Genomic DNA, 26,760 nt, shown 5'->3' with positions numbered 1-26,760 from the left:
ATTTAGTTTTAGAACAGCTCGATGTCGCCGCTCTCCAGGTGTTGCTGACTGACTGCTTTGCGCAACACGCTGCGCAGTTCCAAACTCTGTATCGCCAGCGCCATGCTGACCTTGCCCAGCAGTTCAACGATTTGTTCGTTGTCGCTGTCGGGCAGCATTTCCGAGCCATGCGCGCCCAGGGTGCCGAGGAATTCGCGCAAGCCGGTCACGCGCTTGAGCGTGCGGTCCAGCAGCTGGCTGGTCATATCCTGGAATTGCAGGCTGGTGATGGCAGCATTCACATAGTTGCCCACCTGGCCTTGCAGCGCCTCCAGCCGGGCGCGTTGTTCGGGAGTGGCGGTACCGCCGTCCAGCAGCAGCTGGATGGTGGCTTGCTCCGCCTCCACCGTCTGGTGGATCGCCATGAAGTTGAAGGACAGCTTTTCTATCGCTTCCTCCAGCAACAGGCCGGTCTGGATCAGGTCGGTCTCGACTTCGGTCAGGTGACGGCGACCGTGGTCAGACACGCCGGACAGCAGGCGCTTGACGTGGGAACCCAGAATTTTTTTTCTCGTCATAACAGTCTCGTTCTACTTCACTTGCGCTTTTGCGTACATCATTTTCTTACTGGCGGACCGGAGCGTGCAGCCGGCGCGGCGGCGGCAGCGGCCGGTGCAGCGTCGTCTTCGGCGCCGACTTCCATCTTGCGGCCGTCGCGCAGCACGCTCTCTTCGGCGCGCTTGTTCATCACCACGATGCTGATGCGGCGGTTGATCGGGTTGAATGGATCAGCCTTGTCGAGGTTGACGGCCGAGGCCAGTCCGACCACGCGCAGCACCTTGGAATCCTGCATGCCGCCGGCGATCAGCTCGCGACGCGAGGCGTTGGCGCGGTCCGCCGACAATTCCCAGTTGCTATAGCCGGTCTCGCTCATATACGGCGTGGAGTCGGTGTGGCCGGACAGGCCGATGCGGTTCGGCACGTCATTCAGCACGAAGCCGATCTCGTGCAGGATGTCTTTGGTGTAAGACTGCAGTTCGGCCTTGGCCAGCGCGAACATCGGGCGGTTTTGCTCGTCGACGATCTGAATCCGCAGGCCATCGTTGGTGATGTCCAGCAGCAGTTGCTCCTTGTATTTCTTCAGCAGCGGGTTGGCGTCGATCTTGTTCTCGATCTTTTCCTTGAGTGCTTTCAGGCGCTGGTTTTCTTCCGCTTCCATCGCGGCCTTGGCGGCGGTCAGGTTGAAGGTTTTCTTGGTGCTGGGATCGTCGCTGGCCTTGACCTGGCCGTCGGTGCGGGTCAGGTCCTTGCCGCCGCCCTTGATGATGGACGAGCTGTCGCCGCTGCCGGAGCCGCCTTCCATCGCTACTTTCAGCGGGGTCTTGAAGTATTCGGAAATACCGTTGAGGTCGCCCTTGGTGGTGGAACCGAGCAGCCACATCAGCAGGAAGAAGGCCATCATTGCCGTCACGAAGTCGGCATACGCAATCTTCCAGGCGCCGCCGTGGTGTCCGCCGCCGCCTTTCTTGATGCGCTTGACGATGATAGGCCGTAAGCCCTCTTCAGCCATGATGATTCCTTAAACTGGTGTTAGTGCGCTGCATGGCTTACTTCGACTTCGATTTCTTGATGTGGTCTTCCAGCTCGCTAAAGGTAGGACGCTCGGTCGAGTACAGCACTTTGCGGCCAAACTCCACCGCCAGCGCTGGTGCATAGCCGTTCAGGCTGGCCAGCAGCGTGACCTTCACGCATTGGTACATCTTGGTCGACTCATCCAGCTTTTGCTCCAGCAGGCTGGACAGCGGGCCGACGAAACCGTAAGCCAGCAGAATACCGAGGAAGGTACCGACCAGCGCGTGCGCGATCAGGATGCCCAGCTCGGCCGGCGGCAAGCCCACCGATTCCATGGTGTGCACCACGCCCATCACCGCCGCCACGATACCGAACGCCGGCATACCGTCGCCCAGCTTGGCGATGGCGTGGGCCGGCGCGGCGCCCTCGTGGTGGTGGGTCTCGATCTCGATATCCATCAGGTTCTCGATCTGGAACGCATCCATATTCCCCGACACCATGAGGCGCAGGTAATCGGTCATGAATTCAACGATATGATGGTCTTCCAGCACGCTCGGGTATTTGCTGAACAGCGGGCTTTGCTCGGGGCTGTCGATATCGCCTTCGATCGACATCAGGCCTTCCTTGCGCACCTTGGACAGCACGTCAAACAGCAGCGACATCATCTCCATGTAGAGATCTTTGCTGTAGCGCGAGCCCTTGAACAGGGTCGGGAGCGCAGCCAGCGTCGCTTTCAAGGTCTTGGCGTTGTTACCGACCAGGAAAGCACCCAGCGCGCCGCCGCCGATCATGACCACCTCCAGCGGCTGCATCAGCGCGGCCAGATGCCCGCCATTCATGGCAAACCCGCCGAACACGCCGACGCAGACCACTACATATCCAATGATGACTAACAAGTGTCCTGACTCCCCAGTGCGAAAACCGGCCGAATTGTGTCTGAGCGGGGCCGGTTTTTAAATAATTTACATATAGAACTACAATATCCTGAGTAGGGGTAAGCGGGCAAGAGAATAACGTCAAATGATGCTTAAAAGTACCATATGTAGAGTGGAACGTCGCCCTCTGTCGCATGCACGATGCGATCGGGTGATCTTTCCGGGACGATAAATTCATAGCTCGCCAGCATAGCTCCGGGGCGCATTTCGGCGGAGACCTTGCGCCACAGGCCAGGCATGGCCGCTGGGGACAAGTAGGCGAACACCAGATCGTAGCGGCTGAAGTCCAGTTTTTCGTAATCACCAAGCAGGAATTGGGCGCGGCCGCCGGCCAGTTTGGCGCGCAGCCAGCTATATAAGAACGGCAGCGGCGCCAGCTCGATGCCCGCCACTACCGCATCCGGCCGCGTGCGCGACAGATACATGACCAAGCCGCCGAGGCCGCTGCCAATGTCGATCACGCGCGGCGGACGATCGGCCGGCAGCAGCTGGCGCACCGCATCCCACACGGCCGGGCCGGATGGGTAATACGGCACTTGGGTGCGGAAGGTCGACCAGTACCAGCCCAGCAGCAGCAAGAACGCTGCGCCGAACAGCCACGATGGCAGCTGCAGCGCCAGCGCGGTCAGCACTGCCAGCGGAAACAGCAGCTGGATGGCGCGCCACCAGCCGGCCAGCGCCAGCTTCCAGGTCAGGAACGCGGCCAGCAGGCCCTGCACCACGGCCACAGTCAGGTAATCGACGGGATAACGAAAACTGGCCATCACATAAATGATGGCCAGCGTGAGCGGCATGGCGCCGCACTGGATCAGCATGGCCCGCACGGCGGGCGCGCGGGAGATACGTTGGAGATAGGTTAAGGTCACGCCGCGCATTTTACGCAGCCAGCGCCTCGGCGTCGCGGGATTTTTTGGTCTTGCCGGCACGCGAAGGCATGTGACACAGGCCGCAGACGTAGCTGCCGTTCAAGTCCATGGCGTTGACCACGAATTTGCCCTGGCATTTGGTGCACGGCGCGGTTTCCAGCATTTTGCTGCTGAAGAAGCGCACCAGGGTCCAGGCGCGGGTCAGCGACAGCAGCGGTTCTTCGCCTGGTTCGGGCGGCATTTGTTCGAGGTAGAGCTTGTAGGCCTTCATCACCGCTTCGACGCCGGTAGCGCCAGCATGGGTCACCAGGAAGCTGTGGATATTGATGAACAGCGAGGAGTGAATATTCGGCTGCCAGGTCAGGAACCAGTCGGTCGAGAACGGTAACATGCCCTTCGGCGGCGATACGCCCTTCAGTTCCTTGTACAGCTTGAGCAAGCGTTCGCGCGACAGCGACACTTCCGACTCCAGCAACTGCAGGCGAGCGCCGAGCTGGATCAGTTCAATGGCCAGCTGGATTTCCTGGGCTTCCGTAACGACGCTTTTCTTCGTGGCCATGATCTGTGCTCCGCTGCGCTGCTATTAAACGATCTCTTCGACCGGCTGGCCGGCCATCAGGATGGCGGCGTGCGACTGGGCCAGTACGCGGTCCTTGTTGTAGTTGGTCAGCATGGAGAGGATGGCGCTGTCGTCGAAGCGGAAGCGGGCCAGCATCATATTGCCGCCTGCCAGCTTCAGGATCTGCGCGTTGCTCATGCCTTCGATCAGGTCGGCGATTTCGGCGGCGATGCCGAGGCGGAAGATTGCGGTGACTTTGTCGGCGCGGATCATTTGCTGAGCCAGCATCAGATAGCTCAGGTTTGCGTCGCGAATTTCAGCCATCATGTCGTTTGCAGTCATTTTCCCACTCCTCAGGTTTCTCTCTGTCGGAACACGTTTGCGTTTCCGTTGAGATACATTCTGCTTGAGCAACATGAGACCGAGAAGAGGCAACTCTCCGTATTTTACGTCGGGAAATAGCGAACGCGACCTGTCGGTGTTTGTCTGACAAACACTCGCAGATCACTCATCCACGCCCTTGCGGCGCGGGTTTCAAGCGGGTTGGAAGTTTCAAGAAACCCCTGTTTTGATCGAAAAAATAAAGCGGTAAAACGACTCTTTTTTGCGACATCTAATCCGGTAACGGCAGCTCTTTTGAGAACTTTAGGGTTTTTCGAAAATATTTTTAAAAATCTTTCAAAATTTTTTTAACCCGCCTGATGCGCGCTTTTTTGCTCATCTAAGAACGGTAACGGCAGCGATTTGGGGAACTTTAGGGTTTTTTTGAAAAAAATCGAAAAATTTTTAAAAAAGTGCTCAAGTCCAGCATTCATGCGGGTTTGCTGGCGATAATGCCGGTGAAAAAGCGGCTCAACGGGCTGTTTTTCAGGTTAAACTCGCTACTTTAGACCTCAAGCATCGATCAAAATGACCACTCGCAACGACTGCCTGGAGCGCGACCAGCATGATCCGCTCGCCCCACTCCGTGATCAATTCGACCTGCCGGCCGGTGTTATTTATCTGGATGGCAACTCTTTGGGTGCTCGCCCGAAAGTTTCCCTCGTCCGCGCCCAGCAGGTCATCGCCCAGGAATGGGGCCATGACCTGATCCGCAGCTGGAATACTGCCGGCTGGTTCGAGCTGCCTAAGCGCCTCGGCAACCTGCTGGCCCCGCTGATCGGCGGCGTCGATGGCGAAGTGGCGGTCACCGACACCACCTCGGTCAACCTGTTCAAGGCGCTGGCTGCGGCCCTGACGATGCAGGCGCAGGACCCGGCAAGCGCCGGCCGCCGCGTGATCGTCACCGAACGCTCCAACTTCCCGACCGACATCTATATGGCACAGGGCCTGACCGCCTGGCTGGACCGCGGCTACAGCATCAAGCTGATCGACAGCCCGGAAGAACTGCCGGCCGCCATCGGCGCCGACACCGCAGTGGTCATGCTGACCCACGTGAACTACCGCAGCGGCCACCAGTACGATATGAAGGCCAGCAGCGCCCTCGCCCATGCCGCCGGTGCATTGATTGTGTGGGATCTGGCGCACTCGGCCGGCGCAGTGCCGGTCGACTTGCATGCCGACGGCGCCGACCTGGCGGTGGGCTGCACTTATAAGTACCTGAACGGCGGCCCGGGCGCGCCGGCCTTCATCTGGGTGCCGAAGAAACATCAGGCCAAGTTCCAGCAGCCGCTGTCAGGCTGGTGGGGTCACGCCTATCCGTTCGCGATGGCGCCCGATTTCAAACCAGCCGACGGCATTGCCCGCGCCCTGTGCGGCACCCAGCCTATCGTTTCGCTGGCCTTGGTCGAATGCGGCCTGGACGTGCACCGCCAGACCACGATGGCGGCCATCCGCAGCAAATCGCTGGCCTTGACCGACCTGTTCATTGAACTGGTGGAAGCCCGCTGCGCCGCCCATCCACTGGGTCTGGTGACGCCGCGCGAGCACGCCCAGCGCGGCAGCCACGTCAGCTTCACCCATCCGCACGGCTACGCCGTGATGCAAGCCCTGATTGCGCGCGGCGTGATCGGCGACTACCGCGAACCGGCCATCATGCGTTTCGGCTTCACGCCGCTGTACACCAGCTATGCTGATGTATGGGATGCGGTGGAAATCCTGCGCGAGATCCTGGACCGCCAGGACTACAACGTCGACGCCAAACGCGATGCAGTGACTTAAGCGTGACCTGAAAACGAGATAAACAGTATGAGCGAAAATAAATGCCCTATGCATGGCAGTGCTGAATGGCACGATGCCAAAATGGACTTCAGCAACGACATGAGCTACGGCGACTATCTGGGCCTGAACCAGATCCTGCACGCCCAGCACCCACTGTCGCCGAATCATAACGAGATGCTGTTCATCGTCCAGCACCAGACCAGCGAACTGTGGATGAAGCTGATGCTGCACGAAATGCGCGCCGTGCGCACGCACCTGCAAGCGGACGACCTGCCGCCGGCCTTCAAAATGCTGGCCCGCGTGGCCCGCATCATGGACCAGCTAGTACACGCCTGGGACGTGCTGGCCACCATGACGCCGCCGGAATACACCGCGATTCGCCCTTACCTGGGCGCGTCGTCGGGCTTCCAGTCCTACCAGTACCGTGAAATCGAGTTCATCCTCGGTAACAAGAACGCGGCCCTGCTCAACGTCCATGCGACCACGCCGGAATTCCCGCTGCTGCAGGAAGCGCTGGTCACGCCATCGATCTACGATGAAGCAATCAAGCTGCTGGCCCGTAACGGCCTGCCAATTTCCGCCGAACGCTTGAACGCCGACCCTAGCCTGCCTACCGTGGCAGACGACTCGGTACAGAACGCCTGGCTGGAAGTCTACCGCGACCCCACCCGTTACTGGGCGCTGTACGAATTGGCCGAGAAACTGGTGGACATGGAAACCGCGTTCCGCTTCTGGCGCTTCCGCCACGTGACTACGGTCGAGCGCATCATCGGCTTCAAGACCGGCACCGGCGGCACGGCCGGCGTCAGCTACCTGCGCAAGATGCTGGACGTCGTGCTGTTCCCGGAACTTTTTGCACTCCGAACAGCGCTCTGATACGGGAACTCTCTCACGGATCTCCTCTCTAATCTAAACACTAACAAGGGAGGAACCATGAAACAGTGTATTCGTAACGCAGCTGTGGCGGCAGGCTTGCTGTGCGCCGCCATCGTCAGTGCCGGCGCCAGCGCCGCCACTTACACCACCATCCTCACTGGCGCCAAGGAAGCCGTGCCCAATACTTCAGAAGGTATCGGCGCGGCGACCGTCAAGTTCGACGCCACCACGCACGTGCTGGAAATCGGCGAGGCCTTCGCCGGCCTGCTGGGCGATAGCGCGGCTTCGCACATTCATTGCTGCACCAGCACGCCGGGCGACGGCACGGCTGGCGTGGCGACCGAAATCCCCACTTTCACCGGCTTCCCGCTCGGCGTACAGACCGGCGCCTATCACCACATCTTTGATACGTCACTGGCCAGCAGCTGGGATCCCGACTTCCTGACGACGCACGGCGGCAGCACTACCGGTGCGGAAGCGGCCTTGTTCGCCGGGCTGAACTCCGGCAGTGCCTACCTCAACATCCATAGCAGCGCTTTCCCGGGCGGCGAAATCCGCGGCTTCCTTATACCGACTTCACCAGTGCCAGAACCAGTCAGCATAGGCATGCTGGGTCTCGGCTTGCCGGCCGTGCTGATGATGGCGCGTCGCCGCCGCAAATCTACTTGACGGTGGCGCCTACCAGCGGCAGCTCAATGTAACTGTCGTGGTAGATGCGCTGGGTCGCTTTCTTGTAATCCGCAGGCTGCGCGTAGAAGATATTCTGCACAAAGGTCTGCGGATTGCGGTCGTACAGCGGGAACCAGCTGGACTGGATCTGCACCATGATGCGGTGGCCCGGCAGGAACACATGGTTGGCGGTCGGCAGCGAGAAGCGGTATGGCAGCGGCGCGTTGGCAACGATAGGCTTGGCCGTGGCCCAGCTCTCGCGGTAGCGGCCACGGAAAATATCGGCCGACACCATCAGCTGGTAGCCGCCCATCGCCGGTTGCGCGGCCACTTGATCCGGATAGACATCGATCAGTTTCACTACCCAATCCGCGTCCGTGCCACTGGTGGAGGCCAGCAAGTTGGCAATCGGTTCGCCGCTGATTTTGACCGGGGCGCTCAGCACGCCGGTGGTGTAGGTGAGTACGTCGGTGCGGCCCGACGCTTCACGTTGATCATCGACCAGCCAGCGTGGCCAGGTCTGGCCCTTGGCTTCGTCGTAGCCGAACTGCGGGATCGGGCGCTGGCGGTACGGCACCGGCTTGGCCGGATCGGAGATGTATTCGTCGTAGGCGTTTTTCTGCGATGGCGCATTAAGTGGCGCTGGTACGGAGTTGGTCAGGTTCAGCTTTGCATTGGCGCCGAGGCGCAGCGTGGCCGGCGCAATCGCACAGCCGGTGGTGCAGCCTGCCGGCCAGGTATCCAGCGCGCGCCATTTGTTAGTGCCGGTTTCGAAAGCCGTTACCGGCGCGATCTTGGCTGCCGGCGCATCATCTTTCAGATAGCTGTCAAGGAAAGGTAGCAGGATCTCTTCGCGGAAATGCAAACCGGTATCGCTACTGAATTTGACCGGCCCGAGCGAGCTGCCATCGCCATCCTGCCCGCCGTGATTCCACGGTCCCATCACGAGGAACACCTTGTTGTCCTTGTCGTTCGGCTTGATCGCCTTGTAGACCGCAATGGCGCCGTAGATATCCTCCGCATCCCACAACCCGTGCACCAGCAGCGTCGGCACCGTGACCGGCTGTTTGGCGAGGATCTGGTCCACCGCCTGGCTTTGCCAGAAACTGTCATAGGCGGGGTGGGCCGCCACCTTGCGCCAGAAGCCGCTCTGCTCCACGCCACGCTGGCGCGCCAGCTCGCCGGCCGAACCGGCACGCAGGAATACATCGTAATCGTCGTAATGGCTGGTGAACCAGTGCGCGTCGTTGCGGCGCGTGACCACCTGCTCCATGATGTAAGCCAGATTCACCTGCCGGAACGCGCCGTGATGGAACCAATCGTCGCCGCGCCAGCCGTCCACCATAGGATTCATCGGCACCGCCACCTTTAACGCCGGATGCGGATTCACCAGCGCCATCAGCGGCGTGAAGCCATCATAAGAACCGCCAATGATGCCGACCTTGCCGTTCGACTCAGGCACATTCTTGGTGAGCCACTCGATGGTATCCCAGGCATCGGTGGAATGGTCGACCTGCGAAGCGTTGAACGCGCTCCCCGCCATCGGCCGGTTCATCACGTAATCGCCTTCCGAGCCGTACTTGCCGCGCACATCCTGCACCACGCGGATATAGCCGCCCTTCCCGATCACATCCGGCAGGTTATCGTAGCCCTGCAACATGACGTCCATCTGCGAGCTCTCGGCGTGATTGGTCATATCGGCCGCGTTGTACGGCGTGCGGGTGAGCAGCATCGGCGCGTTGCGGGCCTTGCGCGGAATGACGATGACGGTATTGAGTTTGACACCATCGCGCATCGGTATCATCACCGAGCGCTTGATATAGTCGAAGCTGTCGACCGGCGCCTTGAATTCATCCGGCGTTTCGCTCGGCAGGGGATTTTGCGCGTGTGCAGCGAGGAACACGCTGGCCAGAACAGCCAGCGCAAGTGCGGTTTTCTTCATAAGCAACTCCGGGGTCAGGTCCCCCAATTCTACACGGCCTCCGCCGTACTGCACGGCAGCGCCCAGCCCGTGTAGAAATGGGGGACCTGACCCCGGAGTTAGCTTATTTCGCCAGCAGCAGTTCGTTCAGGCGCTTCACAAACGAGGCAGGATCGCTTAGCGAGCCGCCTTCTGCCAGCAAGGCTTGATCGAACAGCAGGTTGGACCAGTCGCTGAACGAGCTGGCTACGTCTTCGGCCTTCAGGCGCTGCACCAGCGGGTGATCAGGATTGATTTCCAGGATAGGCTTGGACTCAGGCGCGGCCTGGCCTGCGGCTTTCAGCATACGCAGCAGGTTGCCCGACAGCTCGTGCTCGTCCGCCACCAGGCAGGCCGGCGAATCGGTCAGGCGGAAGGTGACGCGCACGTCCTTGGCTTTATCGGCCAGCACTTCCTTCATCTTTTCAACCAGATCCTTGTACGAGGTTTCAGTCTCTTCGTGTTCCTTCTTCTCGGCTTCATCTTCCAGTGCGCCCAGATCCAGGCCACCTTTCGCTACCGAGACCAGTTCCTTGCCTTCGAACTCTGTCAGGAAGGACAGCATCCACTCGTCCACGCGGTCGGTCAGCAGCAGCACTTCGACGCCCTTCTTGCGGAAGATTTCGAGGTGCGGGCTGTTTTTCGCGGCCACGTAGTTATCGGCGGTGACGAAGTAGATCTTGTCCTGGCCTTCCTTGGCGCGGGCGAGGTACTGCTCCAGCGAAGTGATTTGCTCATCGCTGTCGTTGGCGGTCGAAGCGAAGCGCAGCAGCTTGGCCAGGCGGTCCTTGTTGGTCGCGTCTTCGCCGATGCCCTCTTTCAGCACCTGACCGAATTCGGTCCAGAAGGTTTGGTACTTGTCTTTCTTTTCCTGCTCATCAGCGTTCGCCAGTTCTTCCAGCATGCCGATCACGCGTTTGGTCGAACCGTCGCGGATCACTTTCACATCGCGCGACTCTTGCAGGATTTCGCGCGAGACGTTCAGCGGCAGGTCGGCCGAATCGATCACGCCTTTGACGAAGCGCAGGTAGGTCGGCATCAGCTGCTCGGCATCGTCCATGATGAACACGCGCTTGACGTACAACTTGATGCCGCCACGCTTGTTGCGGTCCCACAGGTCGAACGGCGCCTTGGTTGGGATGTACAGCAGCTGGGTGTATTCGCTGCGGCCTTCCACGCGGTTGTGAGTGTGGGTCAGCGGCGGCTGGAAGTCGTGCGAAACGTGTTTGTAGAATTCCTCGTACTGTTCCGGCGTGATATCGGATTTGCTACGGGCCCACAGCGCGCTGGCCTGGTTGACGGTTTCCAGTTCATCTTTGAGGACGGATTCGCTCTTCTCTTCGTCCCACTCTTCTTTCTGCATCACGATCGGCAGCGAGATGTGGTCCGAGTATTTGCGGATGATCGATTTGATCTTCCACGACGACAGCAGCTCGTCCTCGCCTTCACGCAGGTGCAGGATGATATCGGTGCCGCGGCTGACTTTTTCGATTTGCTCGATCGAGTAGTCGCCCTCACCGGCCGATTCCCAGCGCACGCCTTCCGACGCAGCGGCGCCGGCGCGGCGCGATTCGACGGTGATCTTGTCGGCCACGATGAAGCCGGAGTAGAAGCCCACGCCGAACTGGCCGATCAGGGCCGCATCCTGCTGCTGGTCGCCGGACAGCTTGCCGAAGAATTCCTTGGTGCCCGATTTGGCGATGGTGCCGAGGTGCGAAATCGCCTCGTCGCGGCTCATGCCGATGCCGTTGTCGGAAATGGTGACGGTGCGCGCGGCTTTGTCGAACGAGACTTTGATCTTCAGTTCGTGGTCGTTGCCGTACAGGGCGTCGTTGTTGATGGCTTCAAAACGCAGCTTGTCGGACGCGTCGGACGCGTTGGAAATCAGCTCGCGCAGGAAAATCTCTTTGTTGGAGTACAGGGAGTGAATCATCAGCTGCAGCAGCTGTTTCACTTCGGCCTGGAAGCCAAGGGTTTGTTTTTCAGTATCGGCCATTTGGAGATAGTCTTATGGTTGATTGGTTGAGATTTAAACGACGTGGGGATTATAAGGGCTATTTCAAGAGTTCCCGCTCAAGGAAGCGCCAGATGGCTGGTTCCTGCATCGCCGCCACGTTCAGGCGCATGCGGGTGGACGGCAGCTGCTTGGGCGAGAACAGGCTGCCCGGCGCCAGCAGCAGGTTGTGCGCCATGGCGCGCTCGGTCAGGACGTTGGTGTCGCAGCCCGCATCGACCCAGACGAACATACCGGCCGGCGGCGAGGCATCTACTTTCAGGCCGACGCGCTCCATCTGGCGCAGGGCCTTGGCACGGATACCGTCCAATCGCGCGCGCATGCGGTCGGCGTGCTTGCGGTAGGAGCCTTCGGACAGCACTTTGTACACCACGCGTTCGCCGATATCGCTGGTGGTCAGCGTGGACAGCATCTTGCGGTCAGCCAGCCGCTCGGCGCGTTCGCCCGAGGTGGCGATGAAGCCCACTCGCAGGTTGGCGGCCATGGTCTTGGAGAAGCCGCCGAGATAGATCACGCGCTGCAGCTGGTCCAGCGCCGCCAATCGGGTAGCCGGCTGCACGGCGCTACCGGGATGCAGGTCGCAGTAGATATCGTCTTCCACGATCAGGAAGTCGTGTTCTTCGGAGAGACGCAGTACCTGGAAGGCCTTGGCCGCCGACAGCGAGGTGGAACTTGGGTTGTGCAGCACGGAGTTGATGATGTACAGCTTGGGATTGTGCAGCGCCGCCAGCTCCGCCAGTCGCGCGATATCCGGGCCGTCGGCCAAGCGCGGGATGCCGATCACTTTCGCCCCCAGCGCGGCGAAGGAGCCGAACATCAGGAACCAGGCCGGATCGTCGACGAAGATGGTGTCGCCAGGACGGGTGAATTCGCGCGCCACCATGTCCAGCGCTTGCGTCACGCCGGCAGTGGTGACGATTTGCTCCGGCGCAGCGGCGATTTCCAGTTCCGCCAATTTGTGCTGCAGCTGCTGGCGCAGTGGCAGGAAGCCTTGCGGCACGCCATAGCTCAGGAGCAGATTAGGATTCTGGCGGCTGACGGCACGCAGCGCATTGGCGATGGCCGGGCCATCCAGCCACTCGGGCGGCATCACGCCGGAGCCGGGCATTTGCTGGTGCGGCATCTGGCGGAACATATTCCGTACTAGCCAGACTACGTCAATCGGCTTGGAATCGAAGCCCGATTGTGCGGCGCGCAGCGGGGCGACCGCCGCACCGCTGTCGGCGTGGTTAAGCGCCATCGCCGGCCGCTCACGCACGAAAAATCCTGCGCCGCGGCGCGACTCAAGATAACCGGTGGCCACCAGTTTGTCGTACGCGGCCACCACGGTAAATGCCGACACATTGTGCGAAGCCGCGAATGAGCGGATCGACGGCATGCGCGCGCCGCCGCGCAGCAGACGGTCGTCGATGCGCGCCGCCACCGAACGCACGATCTGGTCGATCAGCGTTTCGCCCGATTCGCGCAGCAGCAAACCGATCATCGGCCCTGCTGCGGGCTTGGGCGGTGCCGACACCGGCACGGACGCCACCGCAGGCCCGGGCGTCTGTGCCGCGATTGAACGGGCGTGTGCGGCGGCCAGCGCCTCATTGACTGCCTCCGCCGCTGCTGCTGCGGCGGCGCCCAACAGGGAAGTGCGTGGTCGTGTATTGGTCATTTTACCGTCACAGTATGAGGAATTATGTTGTCAAGTGTACTGGCACTGTACTGGTTTTGTCACGTAGGATTAAACCATGAATCCTATCGCACCCACTCTTACCACCCACCGCCGCTGGAGCGACGAAACGAACGGCATGCTGCTCGGCCTGATCGGCGTCGCCATCTTCAGCCTGACGCTCCCCTTCACCCGGCTGGCCGTAGGCGCAGGGACCAGCGCCGACGGCCTGTCGCCGATGTTCGTTGCCCTCGGCCGCGCGCTGGCGGCAGCTGTACTGGCCGGCGGCTGGCTGTACTGGAAACGCGCGCCGCTGCCACCGCGCAGCGCCCTGCCCGCACTGGCGATGGTCGCCATCGGCTGCGTGATTGGCTTTCCGTGGCTGACTTCCGTCGCCATGCGCAGCCTGCCCGCCGCCCACGGCGCTGTACTGGTCGGTGTACTGCCGCTGGCCACTGCCATGTTCGCGGCCCTGCTGGGCGGTGAAAAACCGTCCAAAGGCTTCTGGATCATGGCCATCTTAGGCTCTGTACTGGTAGCAGGCTTTGCGCTACGCCAGAGCGGCGGCACTCTGCACGCGGCCGATATCGCCATCTTCCTGGCTGTACTGCTGGCAGCCATGGGCTACGCCGCCGGCGGCTGCCTTTCGCAAACGCTGGGTGGACAGCAAACCATCTGCTGGGCGCTGGTGCTGGCCGCGCCGCTGCTGCTGCCGGTCGTCGGCTGGCTGGCGTGGCACGAGGCGCCGCAAATCGCCCACGCCAGCGCCGCCGCATGGACCGGCTTCGCCTACGTTTCAGTATTTTCAATGTTTATCGGATTCTTCTTCTGGTATCGCGGCATGGCGCTGGGTGGAGTGGCGCGGGTCGGCCAAGTACAGTTAGTGCAGCCCTTTCTATCTGTACTGGCGGCTACCGTGGTGCTGGGCGAGGCGCTGGAATGGCAAACTGTCATCTTCGCAATTGCCGTCATCGCGGTGGTGGGCACGGGCCGCAAAATGCAGGTAAAACGGGGCTGACACCATACAGTATCTTGATTTTGCCTCTATTGTGAGCATCCCCTGCGGCAAGAGTACAATATCAGTCTCAACACAAAAAACATCTAACAACTGGAAACCACATGTCTGTTTACGAAAAACTAAAAGCGCTTGATATCACCCTGGCAGCACCGGCTACGCCAGCCGCCGCCTACGTCATGTACGCCCAAACCGGCAATCTGGTATTCCTATCGGGTCACATCGCCAAACGCGCCGACGGCAGCGTATGGGTCGGCCAGCTGGGCAAGAACATCGACACCGCTGAAGGCAAGGCCGCCGCGCGGGCCATCGCCATCGACTTGATCGGCACCCTGCAAGCGGCCGTCGGCGGCGACCTGACCCGCGTCAAGCGCATCGTCAAAGTGATGAGCCTGGTGAATTCCACCCCAGACTTCACCGAACAGCACCTGGTCACCAACGGCGCTTCCGAGCTGCTGGGCGAAGTCTTCGGCGACGCCGGCAAGCACGCCCGCTCGGCCTTCGGCGTGGCGCAAATCCCGCTGGGCGCCTGCGTGGAAATCGAATTGATCGCAGAAGTCGCGTAAGTACAAATAGCATCCCTTAGTGAGACAAGTATGAAAATCGAAAATCCAAACCCGATCGAATGGCGCTTCGCTGAACGCGCCGAGCAGCTGCAAGCTTCCTTCATCCGCGAGATCCTGAAGATCACGCAGCAGCCAGAGATCATCTCCTTCGCCGGCGGCCTGCCATCGCCTGCCACCTTCCCGGTCGAAGAAATGAAAGTCGCCTACGACAAGGTGCTGACCCAGAACGGTAAAGTGGCCCTGCAATACGGTCCGACCGACGGCTACACCCCGCTGCGTCAATGGATCGCCGACTCGCTGTCGACCGGCGGCGCCAAGATCGTCCCTGAACAAATCCTGATGACCTCCGGTTCGCAGCAAGCACTGGACCTGCTGGGCAAAGTGCTGATCGACGAAGGCAGCCGCGTACTGGTAGAGACCCCGTCCTACCTGGGCGCCCTGCAAGCGTTCTCGGTCTACCTGCCGGAATTCAAATCGGTGGCCACCGACGAACATGGCCTGGTGCCATCGTCGATCGACGCCGTGGCAGAAGGCGCGCGCCTGCTGTACTCCCTGCCTAACTTCCAGAACCCAACCGGCCGTTCGCTGTCGGTTGAGCGCCGCCTGGAACTGGTGGAAACCTGCGCCCGTCACGGCCTGCCGCTGATCGAAGATGATCCTTATGGCTCGCTGAGCTACAAGGGCGAGCCATCGCCGAAGATGGTGGCGATGAACCCGGACGGCGTAATCTACATGGGCTCCTTCTCCAAGGTGCTGACCCCTGGCATCCGCCTCGGTTATGTTTGCGCCCCGCTGCCACTGGCACGCCGCCTGGAACTGGCCAAGCAAGCGGCCGACCTGCACACTTCGCAGCTGACCCAGATGGTGGTGCACGAAGTCATCAAGGATGGTTTCCTCGACCAGCACATTCCAAAAATCCGCGCCCTGTACGGCGACCAGTGCCAGGTCATGCTGGACGCAATGGCCCAGCACTTCCCGGCCAGCGTCGAGTGGACCAAACCGGAAGGCGGCATGTTCATCTGGGTTACGCTGCCGAAGCATATCAACGCCATGCAGCTGCTGGATGAAGCGATCGCGCAGAAAGTGGCCTTCGTACCAGGTTCGCCGTTCTACGCCAACGAGCCGGAAACCAACACCCTGCGTCTGTCCTTCGTGACCGTGCCGCCGGAGCGTATCCGCCAGGGCATCGAGATCCTCGGCAAACTGATCGCCGCCAAGATCTAAGCACTAGCAGCACATTCGCAACATCCGTGGGCGGCGCTCGCCGCCCACAAAAATACAACACCGCCGGCGCTGACTTTATCACCAATAGTCACAAAAACACCTGAATCCTTTAGCATCCCGCCAACATTACTTATACCAATAGGCGCAAGTCTGGCTGCGCTTCGGCACAACCGAGACTATCCTCGAAAATCGCTGGATTATTTTTCCCCGGCAACCCTTGCAACGCGTTATGATTTGGACGGATAGTCACTTTCATATCAGGCGTGCCCTTGTTGAAACGCGTACCCATCACCTTCGCTTGCCCTCGCCGTTGCCCACCCGCGCAACTGCCGTCTCACGCCAACGCAACCCACCAGGTTAAAGGCGATTCCCAATGATTCCTGGAAGTCTAAGCTACGCCACGCGGCGCGATGCCGCGATATTGATCGTTGATGATGCACCTGAAAATCTCGGGGCGCTGCGCAAGATGCTGGTCCAGCAGGGCTACCAGACTTTTGTCGCGACCTCCGGCGAGCGCGCGCTGAAAATCGCGCAGCGCGTCCATCCTGATTTGATTTTGCTGGACATCGTCATGCCGGGCATGGACGGTTACGAGACCTGCCGCCAGTTGAAAAGCCAGGCATCGACGCAGCGCATTCCCGTCATCTTCATGAGCGCGCGCACTGGCACCGACGATGTGGTGGCTGGTTTCGATATCGGCGCGGTCGATTACATCAGCAAGCCGTTGCGCATGCCGGAAGTAAGCGCGCGCGTGCGTACGCAACTGCAAATCCGCAGCAAGAGCGAGACCCATGAAGAACAGGCCGAGCGCCTGCGCACCATCGTCAACAACATGGCCGAGGGCTTGCTGATCATCGAAGCCGATGGCCGCATCCAGATGACCAACCCGGCCTGTGACAAATACCTGGGCTACCAGGTGGAGCCGCTGGCGGGACGCAGCATTACCGACTTGCTGAATCCACTGGTGGCGCAGGAATACCTCGACTACTTCGCCCGCTACGCCGCCGCACCGCACACGGCGCACAATCACGGCACGCGCGAAGTGATCATCCGCCACCGCAACGGCAGCTCGGTATGCATGGACCTGACGCTGACGCCGATGTATTTGCGCCAGCCGCTGTTTATCGGCCTGCTGCACGACATCACGCACCACAAGCAATCAGAAGATGCGCTGCAGCGCGCAGCGATGGTCGACCCGCTGACCAAGATCGCCAATCGCCGCCACTTCGACACCTTCCTCGAAAAAGAATGGCAGCGCGCCATGCGCAGCGGCCAGCCTTTGTCGCTGGTGGTGCTGGACGTGGACCACTTCAAACTGTACAACGACACGCTGGGCCACTCGGCCGGTGACGCCTGCCTGCAGCAAGTAGCGCAAGCCATCGCCTCGCACGCGCTGCGGCCGACCGACCTGGCGGCGCGCCACGGCGGCGAGGAATTCGTGCTGCTGTTTGCGGAAACCGACGGCGATTCGGCCTACCTGCTGGCCGAATCGATCCGCGCGCACATTGAATCGCTGCAGCTTCCCCATCCGCGTTCGACCACCTCGGCGTGGCTGACGGTGAGCATCGGCGTGGCGACCATCCATCCGCACCAGCTGGACAACACCGAATCGCTGTTCGTCGCCGCCGACCGTGCCATGTACTCGGCCAAGGAAGGCGGCCGCAATCAGGTGCAAGCCACCAAATCCAGCGGCGCCTCACTGGCCGCCGTCAAGAACCTGGTCAGAGCTGTTCCGGGTAACCGGTAATATCGGCGATTTGCTGGTACATCGGCTGCAGCTGTTTGTACATATTGAGGTAGACGCGCCGGTACAGCTGGTCGTAGATTTTCTGGTTGGCGGCAATGGGATGGAATACGCGGCCCTTGCGCGTCATGGCGCGGGTGGCGGTTTCAAAGTCCTTGTGCAAGCCAAGACCTGCCGCAATCGCAATCGCCGCGCCCAGTCCCGAGGTTTCGTAGACGTGTGCGCGAGCAGCGGGCAAGCCGAAGATGTCGGCCGTCAGCTGCATGGCCGCGTCGCTTTGCGAACCGCCGCCGGCGATGCGCAGTTCCGTCACCGCCACGCCGCTGCGCTTTTCGATGCGCTCCTTCCCTTCCCTTAGCGCATAGGCCAGGCCTTCGAGGATGGCCCGATACATGTGTGCACGCGTGTGCACGTCACCAAAGCCGATCATTGCGCCCTTGGCTTCCGGCCCCGGAATGCGAATGCCGGGACTCCAGTACGGCTGCAGCATCAGCCCCATGGAACCAGGCGGCACTTCGTTCACCAGCTGGTCGAACATGGCCTCCGGCGCCATGCCCTGCTCCGCACCGGCCATCTGTTCAAGATGGCCGAACTGCTCCTTGAACCAGTTGACCATCCAATAGCCGCGGAAGATCTGCACCTCGGTGCTGTACGCGCCCGGCACCGCCGCAGGATATGGCGGAATGAAGGGTGTGACTTCGACGTACTTTTTGCTGGTGGTATTGATGGTGGCCGTAGTGCCGTAGCTCAGGCAGGCGATGTGCGGCTCAAGACTGCCCGCGCCGATGACTTCACAAGCCTTGTCGGCGGCTGCAGCCACCAGCGGCGTGCCTTGCGGGATGCCGGTCGCTTCCGCGGCGGCGGCGGTGATGGCGCCGATGATGGTGCCCGGTGCCACCAACTCGGGCAGCATGTCGGCACGGACTTTCAGCGCTTCCCATTTCCAGTCGCGCGCACCGGCCCACTGATGGCGCTTGTAATCAAACGGCAGGTAGGCGACTTGCGAGCCAATCGAATCAACGTGACGTCCGCACAGGCGGTAGTTGAGGAAGCCGGAGAGCAGCAGGTATTTGTGCGTCTTGTTCCAGATGTCTGGCTGGTGCTCGGCGATCCAGTTGATCTCCGCTTCGCGGCGGAAGTATTCGATGGTGCCTTCCACGCGCGCCAGTTTGAAGGCGGTGCGCCACAACAGGCTGAGTGGCTTTTGCTTGCCGACGCGGCGCTGGTCCAGCCATGTGATGGCGGGGCGCAGCACCTTGCCGTCACGATCAAGATTCACGACAGTGCCGCGCTGGGTGGTGACGGCCACACCTTGGACGGCGCTGCGCGGGATATCGGTAGAACGCCAGAGCTGCTGGCAGGCAGCTGCCACGGCATCCCAATAGCCTTCAGCATCATGCTCGGCCCAGCCGGGATGTTCGGAAAAATAGGCTTGCAGGTGGATTTGCGATTTGGCGGCGAGATTGCCGTTCAAATCGAATAGCAAGGCGCGCACGCTTTGGGTGCCGTTGTCGATAGCGAGCAGGTATTGGTCTGCCATGTGATGTCTCGTTATTGTTTTGGTAAATTGTAATGCGTGGTCCACAGGGCCAGGTAGTCTGTTTGCTCAGCGTCCCATCGCTCATCGCTCCAGCCGAGTTCCAGCTGGCAGATGCTGCGGATGCGCGGCAGGATGTCAATGCCGCCGCCGCGCAGCTGGATGCCGATGCGGGTGCGGCGCAGCAGCAGGTCTTCCAGCTTGCACACGTCTTCCTTGCGCGCGGCCCAGCGCAGCTGCGCCCAGATGGTTTCGGTGCCGCGGATATATGCGAGTTCGCCGGCTTGCGCGGCATCGACCAGCGCTTGCGCTGCCGCCCCGTAACGGCCTTGCAGGCGCTGCGCCTGGCCGGGCGGGAGTTCGGGCGTGTAGCGCAGCGGCGGTGCGGCGGCGAACACCGGCTGCGGCGTCAGTTGCCCTTGCAGCTCCGGGAGACGTGTGGCCGCCAGCTTGAGTGCATCAAGTGCGATCACGCGGAAGGTGGTCAGCTTGCCGCCGGTGACGGTAAGCAGGCCGTGTTCCAGCCACAATGCGTGGTCACGCGTTTCTTTGGAGGGATCGGCTTGGCCGCTGTCGATCACGGGACGCACGCCGGCGTAGGTGGCGATGATGTCGTCGTCGGTCAGGTTCAGTTGCGGGAATTGGGTGCGCAAGGCGGCCATCAGGTAATCGCATTCCGCGCGCGTGATGGCCGCTTCGCGTGACAGGTCGTCGGCGTGGTCGACGTCCGTCGTGCCAACCAGCGTAACGCCTTCCCAAGGATAGGCAAACACCGGGCGGCCATCCACCGGGTGCATCAAACTAATCGCCTGCGCCAGCGGCAGCCGCCACGCCGGCAGCACCAGATGACTTCCGCGCAAAGGCCGCAGGCGATGTCCAGCACCCTCGGTCGCGCGCAAGCGGTCGGCCCATGCACCCGTCGCGCTGATTACCAGCCGCGCGCGAACCTCGTGCTGCGCGCCGCCCAAGCCGTCGCGCAGTCGCACGCCGCACACGTTGCCAGCCTCGCCTTCGTGCAGCAGCGATTCAACAGCCATGTAGTTGACGGCGACGCCGCCGTGCTTACGTGCTTCTTGCAGCACGCGCAGCACCAAGCGCGCATCGTCAGTCTTGGCATCCGTGTAGACCATGCCGCCTTGCAGGCCCTTGGTCGCCACATTCGGCGCCATCACCACAAACTCATCGCGCTCGAAATAGTGCCGCCCACGCTGGCCCGCCATGCGATCATAAATCGCGAGTCCGACCAAAAACGCCCGCTTGCCCGGCTTGCGCCCCACATAATCGCCGAACGCAAAACTCTGCGGCTCCACCAAACCCGCCGCCTGCTGTAGCAAGTGCTCGCGCTCATGCACCGACTCGCGCGTCAGGCCGAATTGGCCTTCCTTCAAATACCGTAAGCCGCCATGCACCAGCTTTGAAGACCTGCTCGACGTGCCCCACGCAAAATCACGCTGCTCCACCAGCAGCACACGCAAACCGCGTCGCGCCGCCTCCAGCAAAATACCTGCGCCGGTAATCCCGCCGCCGATCACGACCAGGTCCCAAGGCCCGGCCAGCGCCACCTGCCTGCTCATGGCAGCAGCTTCCCAGGATTCATAATCCCCTGCGGATCCACATGCTCAAACAAGGCCCGCAGCGACGATATCCCCAACTGCCCCTTCTCCGCCGCCAGGTACGGCGCGTGGTCCGAACCGACGCCATGCTGATGGCTGATGGTCCCGCCATTCTCCACAATCGCCATCGACACCGCCTTCTTCAGCGACTTCCAGCGCGCCAGATCCGACTCATAATCACCGGCCAGGCGATACACAAAGGTCGTATAAACACTGGCGCCCTGCGCATACAGGTGCGACAAGTGCGTGTACGTATGCACCTGTTCTCCGTGCGCACCCAGCGCCGCATTCGCCGCCGCCTCCACCGATCGCATCATGATCTCCACACGCGGCCAATCAACCGCCGTCTCCACCGTATCGATGGCATAACCATGCGACCACGCAGCATTGCGCAGATAGACATTGCGGAAGCGGTTCTGTTTCCATTTGTCGCCCATGTAGCGGCCCACGTGCACGCCGCCTTGCGGCAAAGTCAAAGCCAGCGCCTCGCGCAAGGCCGTCCGCGCCAGCGACTTGCGGCCGCTCACGCCTATCATCAGCATGCACTTGCCCTCCTTGCAGCCACGCAGCGACAAGTAGCCTTCCAATAGTCCAATCAATTTCTTATGGCCGGCCAGCGCCAGCATCGTCGTGGTCTCCAAAGGATTCGACAACCGCAGCATCGACAGCGACAAACCGGCTTGCACGATCTGCCGCACCGCCGTCTCCGCCGAACGCCAATCTGGGAAGAACACCGCATGAAACGCCTCATACGCCGGCACCGGCGTCACGCGCACCGTGGCCTCGGTCAAAATGCCGAGACGCCCCTCGGAGCCCAGCACTATCTCGCGCAAATCCGGCCCCGCCGCCGATGCCGGGAAAGTCGGCAGATGCAGCGTGCCCGATGGCGTCTCCAGCGAGCCGCCGCGGAACATCTGCTCAATGCGCCCATAGCGCAAGGACTGCTGGCCCGACGAACGCGCCGCGACCCAGCCGCCCAAGGTGGAATATTCAAACGATTGCGGGAAATGGCCCAGCGTGTAGCCGCGCGCGCGCAGCTGTGCTTCCAGATCAGGTCCCAGCACGCCCGCACCAAATGTCGCCAGCTGCGACTCGGTGTCGAGATACAGCAGCTGCCGCATGCGCGTCATATTCACAGTCAACGACGGCAATCCAGCGGGTGCTGTCAGATGCCCGGCCACACTGGTGCCACCGCCCTGAGGGATCAAGGCCACCCCAAACTGCTGCGCGTAATCGAGCAGATCGCGCACATCCTGCGCGCTCTCCGGATAGGCTACGCCATCCGGTGCCGCACCGATCACGCCATAGCGCAAACGCAGCCAGTCCGGCAAACTCTGGCCCAGCGCATTGCGCAGCCGGACCTCGGGCGAAGTGTCGATCAGGCGATGCGGCGGCAGGCGCGATTCCTGAATCTGCGCGCAGGCCTGCTCATAGCCGGCATCCGCCGCCGGCTTGCCCGCACCAACGCGCTGCGCGAGAAAAGCTAACGCCTCATCGTTCAGCGCAAACTCCACTGCATCGTCTCCCCAACCGTTCCAGCGTCTCATAGTTATGCCATCTCCGTTATACTGAGTATCCAGCCCCTGAGATTAAAACAATGCCGCTCGCCGGTATTGCGCATTCATGACACCAGCCTTGTTCGATCATGCCAGCCGCGTGGCGGGCTCTTATCTTCAGCCTTTACTAGAAGCCGCCGCCCAGCGCGGGGTGACGGCGCAAGCGTTGGAGCAAGCGGCCCATCTGCCGGCCGGCACGCTGGAGCCGCTGCCGGAATCCCTGGCCGCCGACGACTACGTGCGCCTGCTCGACATCGCCGCCGACCTGGCCAACGATCCGCATTTCGGCTTGCACGTGGGCCAGTGCGTCAAGCTTGGCAACTACACCGTGTATGGCTTGATTTTGCTGAGCTGCCGCGACTTCGGCCAAGTGTTCGAACAAACCATGCGCTACGAGCAGCTGGCGCATGACCTGGGCCGCTCCAGCATCACCATTGACGACGACCTTGCCCACTATACGTGGCACAGCAATTACAGCAGCGCGCAGCGCCATCTGGCGGACAGCGTGTTCTCCGGCATCCGGGTATTCAGCAACTGGCTGGCCGGGATTACGCTGCCGGCCAACGAACTGCGGCTGATGCACGACGGCGGTCCGCCAGAACTGCGCGACGAATATGCGCGCGTGCTGGGCGACCTGCCCGTCTTCAACGCGGAAGCCAACGTCGCCAGCTTCAATGCCGCCCTGCTAACGTGGCCGGTGCCGAATGCAGACGTCAGCCTGTACCCGGTTCTGCAGCAGCACGCGGAACAGCTGCTGCAACAACGCGCCGCCAATCAAACGGCGCAACCGGCGCAACCAGCGCAACCAGCGCAACCAGCGATTACACAGCAAGTGCATGCCGCCATCGTGGCGCGGCTGTCGCATGGGCAGGTGCGCCTCGCCACGATTGCCGATGAACTGAAACTCTCGCCGCGCACCTTGCAGCGCAAGTTAAGCGAAGCCGGCGCCACCTTCCAGCAGGTGCTGGACCAGGCGCGCTTTGCGCTGGCCAAGGATTACCTGCGGCGCCCGGAACTGAGCCTGATCGACATCGCGTTCCTGCTCGGCTACCAGGAACAGAGCGCGTTTAATCACGCGTTCAAGGAATGGGCTGGCATGAATCCCGGCGCCTACCGCAATAGCTAAATCGCTTTGCCGCGCACGCGGATGAAGGGGCCGATGCAGCGGTCAAGGCTGCGCTCCACGCACATCACGAACAGGTTGCCGCTGGGGTGGAATTGCAGGTAATTGGTGATCGGCTTGCCGGGCGCGGTGACCTCGCCGCTGCAATCGCGCTTGCCGTTGTCCTTGACGATGGTATCGGTCTCCTCGTAGAAACCGTCCTTGTCCGGCTGGTCGCTAATAGTGAAGACCGATTCCGCCACCTCCTCGCGGCTGAACACCAGCGTGGTGCCGTCGGCGCGGACGCGGTAGGTCTCGCTGCAGGAACCATCCGGCAGTGTGATGCGCCATGTGCCGATCAGCGGATGATCGGACCGCAGCGGCATCTCGGACGACGCCTCAGGCGCCGCCGCCTGCGCCAACGCGCCTGCCAGCGCCAGCATCAATGCCAAGCATCGCATCCGCATCGCACACCTCCGCTTATTTTTCCGCCACCGCCTTCATCTGCGACAGGCCACGCTCAAAATCCGGCGCGATCATGCTATCCATGCTCACGAAAATGGTCATCAGCTTGGCCGCGAAGTCGGTCTTGCCGGACATGGTCCAGGTGACGGTCGTAGTGTCATTTTTTGTATCCAGCACAAAGTCGGTCATCGCGCTCGACGCCATCGGCGCATAGAAATCCAGCTTGATGCCAACCTTGGCCGGCTGCGTCAGGCTGATTACCTCCATGCGGCCGCTGCCCACATTCTTGTTCCCTTCCCAAGCATAGACCGCGCCCAGATCCTTGGTCGCACCACTGTAGGTGCGCTTCATGGCTGGATCCAGCTTTTCCCATGGCGACCATAGCGTCCAGTTGTGGAAATCGCTGATCAGCGGCTGGATGCGCTCCGCCGGCGCCTTGATCGCAATGCTGCGCGTAACGCTGTAGGTCGCCGGCTGCATGGCCGCCACCGCCAGCACAATCAGAATCAATACCGACAAGCCGATGATGATTTTCCTGAACATGATCTCTTCCTTTTTATGGACGCACCAGCCGCACCGGCAGCGCATCCGGCGTCATGGTGAAGGTGAAGCACTCGTTCGCCGACGGCGCACCGGGCACGCGCTCCAGCGCAAAATGCCGCATCAGCATGGACATCGCCATCTTAATCTCCGCCATCGCCAGGTAACGCCCCGGGCAGAAACGCGGCCCGGCGCCGAACGGATACAGCTTGCGGCCCGGATCATCACCCTGCCCGTTCGCTGCTTCCAGCCAGCGATCCGGCATGAAGCGGTCCGGCTGCGCCAACTCGCAATCGCGCTCGGACGCATGGCGCAGCAGCAGGAAGATTACCGTCCCCGCCGGCACGGCCAGATCGCCCAGCACCACATCCTGATTGGCCTCCGCCGCCATGAACGGCGCCACCGGCTTGAGGCGCATGGCTTCGCGCGTGGCGGCGTCGATGTACTTGAGCTGATCCAGCAAGTGGTAGTCATCCAGCACGGCGCGTTCGCCCAGCACCTGCCGCGACTCTTCCGCCATGCGGGCGGCGGCTTGCGGATGATCGCCTAAAAATTCGAGCAGCCACGCCATCGTGTTGGAGGTCGTATCCTCGCCCGCAAACACCATCGTGATGGCATTGCCCACCACTTCTTCATCGGTGAAGCCGGAATCCGGTTCATCGCGCGCTACGATCAGCGCTTCCAGCATATTGGATGGCTTCTGGCGCAAGGCCGGATTGTCCGCGATGCGCTTGCGCGCGTCCGCAATAAAGCCAAAGATGGCCTGCTGAATGCGCGCCGACGCCGCCGTGGCCTCGTGATCCTGCGCGCGCTTGAGCACCGGCACGCGCCAGTAAGCAAACGGCGTGGTCAAACGGCGCGCCACCAGTTTGAAGAGAAACTCGATATCGCGCTGCAGCGGATGCTCCTCCAGCTCCAGCGTGTTGATGTCCTGTCCCATCGCCAGCCCGATGGTCACATCCAGCGTGTAGGCTTTCAGGTCACGCAGCACATCCACCGACTGGCCGGCGGCAAGCGCCTTGTCCCAGCGCAGCCGCAGGCGGTCCGTCATCGCCGCCAGCGTGGGGAAGAAATTATGAATCACCTCCGGCGTCAGCGCCCGCATCACCAGCTTGCGCTGACGGCGCCAATCCTCGCCCTCGGCGGTGAACAGGCCGCGCGTGCCGACTTCATTCAGCATGTCGGCCGAACGGGTCGAGCGGCGCAGCACGTCCGGCCGGTCGCGCAGCATCTGGCCGATCAGCTCACGGTCGGAAAACGCCAGCATCTGCCTGCGCATGATACGGAAGCGGTACATCGGCCCATGCTCGCGCGCCCAGTCTTCCAGCACCTGGTGAAAAGGCCGGGCGCGGATCTCGCGCACATTCCCCAGCAGCGGCCGGCCTTTGGGGCCCGGCAGGTCTGGAATGCTGCGCGTTGGCGGCGCCATGCCCGGGGTCAGTTCCATGATGTTTTTTTCCATATTGTGCTCGTCTCCGCGTACACTATATCTCCAAATGTTGACGATATACTCACTCGCCGGAGGACGCAATGCTGTCGCACGTTTATGTGGGAATTAACAACTTCGAGGAGACACTGCCGTTCTACAGCGCCTTGATGGCGGAACTTGGCGCGCGCCAGCGTTTTATCGACCACCACCGGCCGTGGGCGGCGTGGCAGCCGGCGGAAGGCATCCGGCCGCTGTTCATCATCGGTGCGCCGTACGACAACCAGCCGGCGGCATGCGGCAACGGCCAAATGCTGGCACTGATGGCAACGTCGAGGGAAATGGTGGATCGCGCCTATGCAGCAGCGCGCGAGCATGGCGGCGTCTGTGAAGGCGCGCCGGGACTGAGGCCGCAGTACCACGCCAATTATTACGGCGCTTACTTCCGCGACCCGGAGGGGAATAAGCTGTGCGTCGTATGCCATGATGAACACCACGGCGCACAGCCGGATTAAGATTTAAGCCAAGGCTTCCTTGGCCGCTTCCTCGGGCGTCAGCCCTTCATAGAACTGGTCGGTGAACCACTCCACCTGTTCCTCGATGTGCTCCTGCGCCTGTTCCAGCGTCGCGCCGCCTTTTACCAGGAAGCCCTCCACTTCGATGCACCAGTTAATCAGCTCCAGGGTTTCTGGATCCACTTCTTCCTTTTTCTTTGCCATGATGACTCC

General features: G+C 61.5%; 25 protein-coding genes. 9 read left to right on the top strand and 16 right to left on the bottom strand.

The window, feature by feature from the left end; genetic code table 11:
• Window positions 1-8: 8 nt before the first annotated feature.
• The 6 genes from GTP46_RS18140 to flhD form a co-directional block, all read right to left on the bottom strand.
• Complete coding sequence (locus tag GTP46_RS18140; protein ID WP_161008035.1) at window positions 9-557, bottom strand: chemotaxis protein; 549 nt, start codon at window positions 555-557, stop codon at window positions 9-11.
• 38 nt (window positions 558-595) lie between these two features.
• On the bottom strand, window positions 596-1,549 hold the full coding sequence (motB, locus tag GTP46_RS18135; RefSeq protein WP_161008034.1) for a flagellar motor protein MotB: 954 nt from the start codon (window positions 1,547-1,549) through the stop codon (window positions 596-598).
• 37 nt (window positions 1,550-1,586) lie between these two features.
• Complete coding sequence (motA, locus tag GTP46_RS18130; protein ID WP_161008033.1) at window positions 1,587-2,447, bottom strand: flagellar motor stator protein MotA; 861 nt, start codon at window positions 2,445-2,447, stop codon at window positions 1,587-1,589.
• 131 nt (window positions 2,448-2,578) lie between these two features.
• Window positions 2,579-3,361 carry a class I SAM-dependent methyltransferase gene (locus tag GTP46_RS18125; protein ID WP_229259008.1) on the bottom strand — a complete coding sequence of 261 codons (783 nt, stop codon included), beginning with the start codon at window positions 3,359-3,361 and terminating at the stop codon, window positions 2,579-2,581.
• A 1-nt stretch (window position 3,362) separates the two neighbouring features.
• Complete coding sequence (gene flhC, locus GTP46_RS18120; protein ID WP_161008032.1) at window positions 3,363-3,911, bottom strand: flagellar transcriptional regulator FlhC; 549 nt, start codon at window positions 3,909-3,911, stop codon at window positions 3,363-3,365.
• A 24-nt stretch (window positions 3,912-3,935) separates the two neighbouring features.
• Window positions 3,936-4,253 carry a flagellar transcriptional regulator FlhD gene (flhD, locus tag GTP46_RS18115; RefSeq protein ID WP_090177486.1) on the bottom strand — a complete coding sequence of 106 codons (318 nt, stop codon included), beginning with the start codon at window positions 4,251-4,253 and terminating at the stop codon, window positions 3,936-3,938.
• Window positions 4,254-4,820: 567 nt separating this feature from the next.
• On the opposite strand from flhD, the gene kynU reads away from it, so the two are divergent.
• The 3 genes from kynU to GTP46_RS18100 are packed head-to-tail and all read left to right on the top strand — an operon-like array spanning window position 4,821 to window position 7,616.
• Window positions 4,821-6,071, top strand: coding sequence for a kynureninase (gene kynU / locus GTP46_RS18110; protein ID WP_161008031.1), 1,251 nt, complete (start codon window positions 4,821-4,823; stop codon window positions 6,069-6,071).
• A 27-nt stretch (window positions 6,072-6,098) separates the two neighbouring features.
• Window positions 6,099-6,947: a tryptophan 2,3-dioxygenase gene (gene kynA, locus GTP46_RS18105; protein ID WP_161008030.1), complete on the top strand. Its 849-nt coding sequence runs from the start codon at window positions 6,099-6,101 to the stop codon at window positions 6,945-6,947.
• A 57-nt stretch (window positions 6,948-7,004) separates the two neighbouring features.
• Window positions 7,005-7,616: a CHRD domain-containing protein gene (locus GTP46_RS18100; RefSeq protein WP_161008029.1), complete on the top strand. Its 612-nt coding sequence runs from the start codon at window positions 7,005-7,007 to the stop codon at window positions 7,614-7,616.
• Here the strand turns inward: GTP46_RS18100 and GTP46_RS18095 are convergent.
• From GTP46_RS18095 to GTP46_RS18085, 3 genes are all read right to left on the bottom strand, one after another.
• Complete coding sequence (locus GTP46_RS18095; RefSeq protein WP_161008028.1) at window positions 7,609-9,558, bottom strand: CocE/NonD family hydrolase; 1,950 nt, start codon at window positions 9,556-9,558, stop codon at window positions 7,609-7,611. The two genes, GTP46_RS18100 and GTP46_RS18095, sit on opposite strands and share 8 nt — an antisense overlap.
• 103 nt (window positions 9,559-9,661) lie before the next feature.
• Complete coding sequence (gene htpG, locus GTP46_RS18090) at window positions 9,662-11,572, bottom strand: molecular chaperone HtpG (RefSeq protein WP_161008027.1); 1,911 nt, start codon at window positions 11,570-11,572, stop codon at window positions 9,662-9,664.
• A gap of 58 nt (window positions 11,573-11,630) precedes the next feature.
• A complete protein-coding gene (locus GTP46_RS18085; protein WP_202414329.1) occupies window positions 11,631-13,247 on the bottom strand; it encodes an aminotransferase-like domain-containing protein in 1,617 nt (538 codons plus the stop codon).
• 76 nt (window positions 13,248-13,323) lie between these two features.
• On the opposite strand from GTP46_RS18085, the gene GTP46_RS18080 reads away from it, so the two are divergent.
• The 4 genes from GTP46_RS18080 (at window position 13,324) to GTP46_RS18065 (ending at window position 17,796) form a co-directional block, all read left to right on the top strand.
• The gene (locus tag GTP46_RS18080; protein ID WP_229259007.1) at window positions 13,324-14,262 is read left to right on the top strand and encodes a DMT family transporter; all 939 of its coding nucleotides are present in this window, start codon (window positions 13,324-13,326) and stop codon (window positions 14,260-14,262) included.
• Window positions 14,263-14,363: 101 nt separating this feature from the next.
• Window positions 14,364-14,825 carry a RidA family protein gene (locus GTP46_RS18075; RefSeq protein ID WP_072780445.1) on the top strand — a complete coding sequence of 154 codons (462 nt, stop codon included), beginning with the start codon at window positions 14,364-14,366 and terminating at the stop codon, window positions 14,823-14,825.
• Window positions 14,826-14,855: 30 nt separating this feature from the next.
• Entirely contained in the window at window positions 14,856-16,049 is a 1,194-nt protein-coding gene (locus GTP46_RS18070) for an aminotransferase-like domain-containing protein (protein ID WP_161008026.1), read from the top strand.
• Between the two features lie 373 nt (window positions 16,050-16,422).
• Window positions 16,423-17,796, top strand: a complete 1,374-nt coding sequence (locus GTP46_RS18065; RefSeq protein ID WP_161008025.1) for a diguanylate cyclase domain-containing protein — start codon at window positions 16,423-16,425, stop codon at window positions 17,794-17,796.
• Here the strand turns inward: GTP46_RS18065 and GTP46_RS18060 are convergent.
• The 3 genes from GTP46_RS18060 to GTP46_RS18050 are packed head-to-tail and all read right to left on the bottom strand — an operon-like array spanning window position 17,771 to window position 22,490.
• On the bottom strand, window positions 17,771-19,333 hold the full coding sequence (locus GTP46_RS18060; protein WP_161008024.1) for an FGGY-family carbohydrate kinase: 1,563 nt from the start codon (window positions 19,331-19,333) through the stop codon (window positions 17,771-17,773). The two genes, GTP46_RS18065 and GTP46_RS18060, sit on opposite strands and share 26 nt — an antisense overlap.
• An 11-nt stretch (window positions 19,334-19,344) precedes the next feature.
• On the bottom strand, window positions 19,345-20,904 hold the full coding sequence (locus tag GTP46_RS18055) for a glycerol-3-phosphate dehydrogenase/oxidase (protein WP_161008023.1): 1,560 nt from the start codon (window positions 20,902-20,904) through the stop codon (window positions 19,345-19,347).
• A complete protein-coding gene (locus tag GTP46_RS18050; protein WP_161008022.1) occupies window positions 20,901-22,490 on the bottom strand; it encodes an FAD-binding oxidoreductase in 1,590 nt (529 codons plus the stop codon). Before GTP46_RS18050 ends, GTP46_RS18055 begins: the two co-directional genes overlap by 4 nt.
• A 76-nt stretch (window positions 22,491-22,566) precedes the next feature.
• On the opposite strand from GTP46_RS18050, the gene GTP46_RS18045 reads away from it, so the two are divergent.
• Window positions 22,567-23,625 carry an AraC family transcriptional regulator gene (locus tag GTP46_RS18045; protein WP_161008021.1) on the top strand — a complete coding sequence of 353 codons (1,059 nt, stop codon included), beginning with the start codon at window positions 22,567-22,569 and terminating at the stop codon, window positions 23,623-23,625.
• Here GTP46_RS18045 and GTP46_RS18040 read toward each other — a convergent pair.
• The 3 genes from GTP46_RS18040 to GTP46_RS18030 are packed head-to-tail and all read right to left on the bottom strand — an operon-like array spanning window position 23,622 to window position 26,068.
• Entirely contained in the window at window positions 23,622-24,044 is a 423-nt protein-coding gene (locus GTP46_RS18040) for a hypothetical protein (protein WP_229259012.1), read from the bottom strand. The genes GTP46_RS18045 and GTP46_RS18040 overlap by 4 nt on opposite strands.
• A 37-nt stretch (window positions 24,045-24,081) precedes the next feature.
• Window positions 24,082-24,609: an SRPBCC family protein gene (locus tag GTP46_RS18035; RefSeq protein WP_161008020.1), complete on the bottom strand. Its 528-nt coding sequence runs from the start codon at window positions 24,607-24,609 to the stop codon at window positions 24,082-24,084.
• 13 nt (window positions 24,610-24,622) lie between these two features.
• Window positions 24,623-26,068 (bottom strand): cytochrome P450, encoded by a 1,446-nt coding sequence (locus tag GTP46_RS18030; RefSeq protein ID WP_229259006.1) that lies wholly within the window; start codon window positions 26,066-26,068, stop codon window positions 24,623-24,625.
• A gap of 68 nt (window positions 26,069-26,136) precedes the next feature.
• Between GTP46_RS18030 and GTP46_RS18025 the strand changes: the two genes are divergently transcribed.
• Window positions 26,137-26,547: a VOC family protein gene (locus GTP46_RS18025; protein ID WP_161008019.1), complete on the top strand. Its 411-nt coding sequence runs from the start codon at window positions 26,137-26,139 to the stop codon at window positions 26,545-26,547.
• A gap of 3 nt (window positions 26,548-26,550) precedes the next feature.
• On the opposite strand, the gene GTP46_RS18020 is transcribed toward GTP46_RS18025, so the two are convergent.
• Window positions 26,551-26,751 (bottom strand): hypothetical protein, encoded by a 201-nt coding sequence (locus tag GTP46_RS18020; RefSeq protein WP_161008018.1) that lies wholly within the window; start codon window positions 26,749-26,751, stop codon window positions 26,551-26,553.
• Window positions 26,752-26,760: the final 9 nt, after the last annotated feature.

Source organism: Duganella flavida, assembly GCF_009857445.1.
Lineage (GTDB): Bacteria > Pseudomonadota > Gammaproteobacteria > Burkholderiales > Burkholderiaceae_D > Rugamonas > Rugamonas flavida.
This window is presented reverse-complemented; position numbering and strand designations above follow the sequence as displayed.

What these genes read in the sequence shown, in the direction of transcription:
- GTP46_RS18040 (WP_229259012.1), bottom strand. Translation starts at nt 24,044, where the DNA reads ATGCTGGCGCTGGCAGGCGCGTTGGCGCAGGCGGCGGCGCCTGAGGCG.
- kynU (WP_161008031.1), top strand. Translation starts at nt 4,821, where the DNA reads ATGACCACTCGCAACGACTGCCTGGAGCGCGACCAGCATGATCCGCTC.
- GTP46_RS18125 (WP_229259008.1), bottom strand. Translation starts at nt 3,361, where the DNA reads ATGCGCGGCGTGACCTTAACCTATCTCCAACGTATCTCCCGCGCGCCC.
- kynA (WP_161008030.1), top strand. Translation starts at nt 6,099, where the DNA reads ATGAGCGAAAATAAATGCCCTATGCATGGCAGTGCTGAATGGCACGAT.
- GTP46_RS18100 (WP_161008029.1), top strand. Translation starts at nt 7,005, where the DNA reads ATGAAACAGTGTATTCGTAACGCAGCTGTGGCGGCAGGCTTGCTGTGC.
- motB (WP_161008034.1), bottom strand. Translation starts at nt 1,549, where the DNA reads ATGGCTGAAGAGGGCTTACGGCCTATCATCGTCAAGCGCATCAAGAAA.
- GTP46_RS18055 (WP_161008023.1), bottom strand. Translation starts at nt 20,904, where the DNA reads ATGAGCAGGCAGGTGGCGCTGGCCGGGCCTTGGGACCTGGTCGTGATC.
- GTP46_RS18080 (WP_229259007.1), top strand. Translation starts at nt 13,324, where the DNA reads ATGAATCCTATCGCACCCACTCTTACCACCCACCGCCGCTGGAGCGAC.
- GTP46_RS18095 (WP_161008028.1), bottom strand. Translation starts at nt 9,558, where the DNA reads ATGAAGAAAACCGCACTTGCGCTGGCTGTTCTGGCCAGCGTGTTCCTC.
- htpG (WP_161008027.1), bottom strand. Translation starts at nt 11,572, where the DNA reads ATGGCCGATACTGAAAAACAAACCCTTGGCTTCCAGGCCGAAGTGAAA.
- flhD (WP_090177486.1), bottom strand. Translation starts at nt 4,253, where the DNA reads ATGACTGCAAACGACATGATGGCTGAAATTCGCGACGCAAACCTGAGC.
- GTP46_RS18075 (WP_072780445.1), top strand. Translation starts at nt 14,364, where the DNA reads ATGTCTGTTTACGAAAAACTAAAAGCGCTTGATATCACCCTGGCAGCA.
- GTP46_RS18070 (WP_161008026.1), top strand. Translation starts at nt 14,856, where the DNA reads ATGAAAATCGAAAATCCAAACCCGATCGAATGGCGCTTCGCTGAACGC.
- GTP46_RS18020 (WP_161008018.1), bottom strand. Translation starts at nt 26,751, where the DNA reads ATGGCAAAGAAAAAGGAAGAAGTGGATCCAGAAACCCTGGAGCTGATT.
- GTP46_RS18050 (WP_161008022.1), bottom strand. Translation starts at nt 22,490, where the DNA reads ATGAGACGCTGGAACGGTTGGGGAGACGATGCAGTGGAGTTTGCGCTG.
- GTP46_RS18025 (WP_161008019.1), top strand. Translation starts at nt 26,137, where the DNA reads ATGCTGTCGCACGTTTATGTGGGAATTAACAACTTCGAGGAGACACTG.
- GTP46_RS18060 (WP_161008024.1), bottom strand. Translation starts at nt 19,333, where the DNA reads ATGGCAGACCAATACCTGCTCGCTATCGACAACGGCACCCAAAGCGTG.
- GTP46_RS18030 (WP_229259006.1), bottom strand. Translation starts at nt 26,068, where the DNA reads ATGGAAAAAAACATCATGGAACTGACCCCGGGCATGGCGCCGCCAACG.
- flhC (WP_161008032.1), bottom strand. Translation starts at nt 3,911, where the DNA reads ATGGCCACGAAGAAAAGCGTCGTTACGGAAGCCCAGGAAATCCAGCTG.
- GTP46_RS18085 (WP_202414329.1), bottom strand. Translation starts at nt 13,247, where the DNA reads ATGACCAATACACGACCACGCACTTCCCTGTTGGGCGCCGCCGCAGCA.
- GTP46_RS18140 (WP_161008035.1), bottom strand. Translation starts at nt 557, where the DNA reads ATGACGAGAAAAAAAATTCTGGGTTCCCACGTCAAGCGCCTGCTGTCC.
- GTP46_RS18065 (WP_161008025.1), top strand. Translation starts at nt 16,423, where the DNA reads ATGATTCCTGGAAGTCTAAGCTACGCCACGCGGCGCGATGCCGCGATA.
- GTP46_RS18045 (WP_161008021.1), top strand. Translation starts at nt 22,567, where the DNA reads ATGACACCAGCCTTGTTCGATCATGCCAGCCGCGTGGCGGGCTCTTAT.
- GTP46_RS18035 (WP_161008020.1), bottom strand. Translation starts at nt 24,609, where the DNA reads ATGTTCAGGAAAATCATCATCGGCTTGTCGGTATTGATTCTGATTGTG.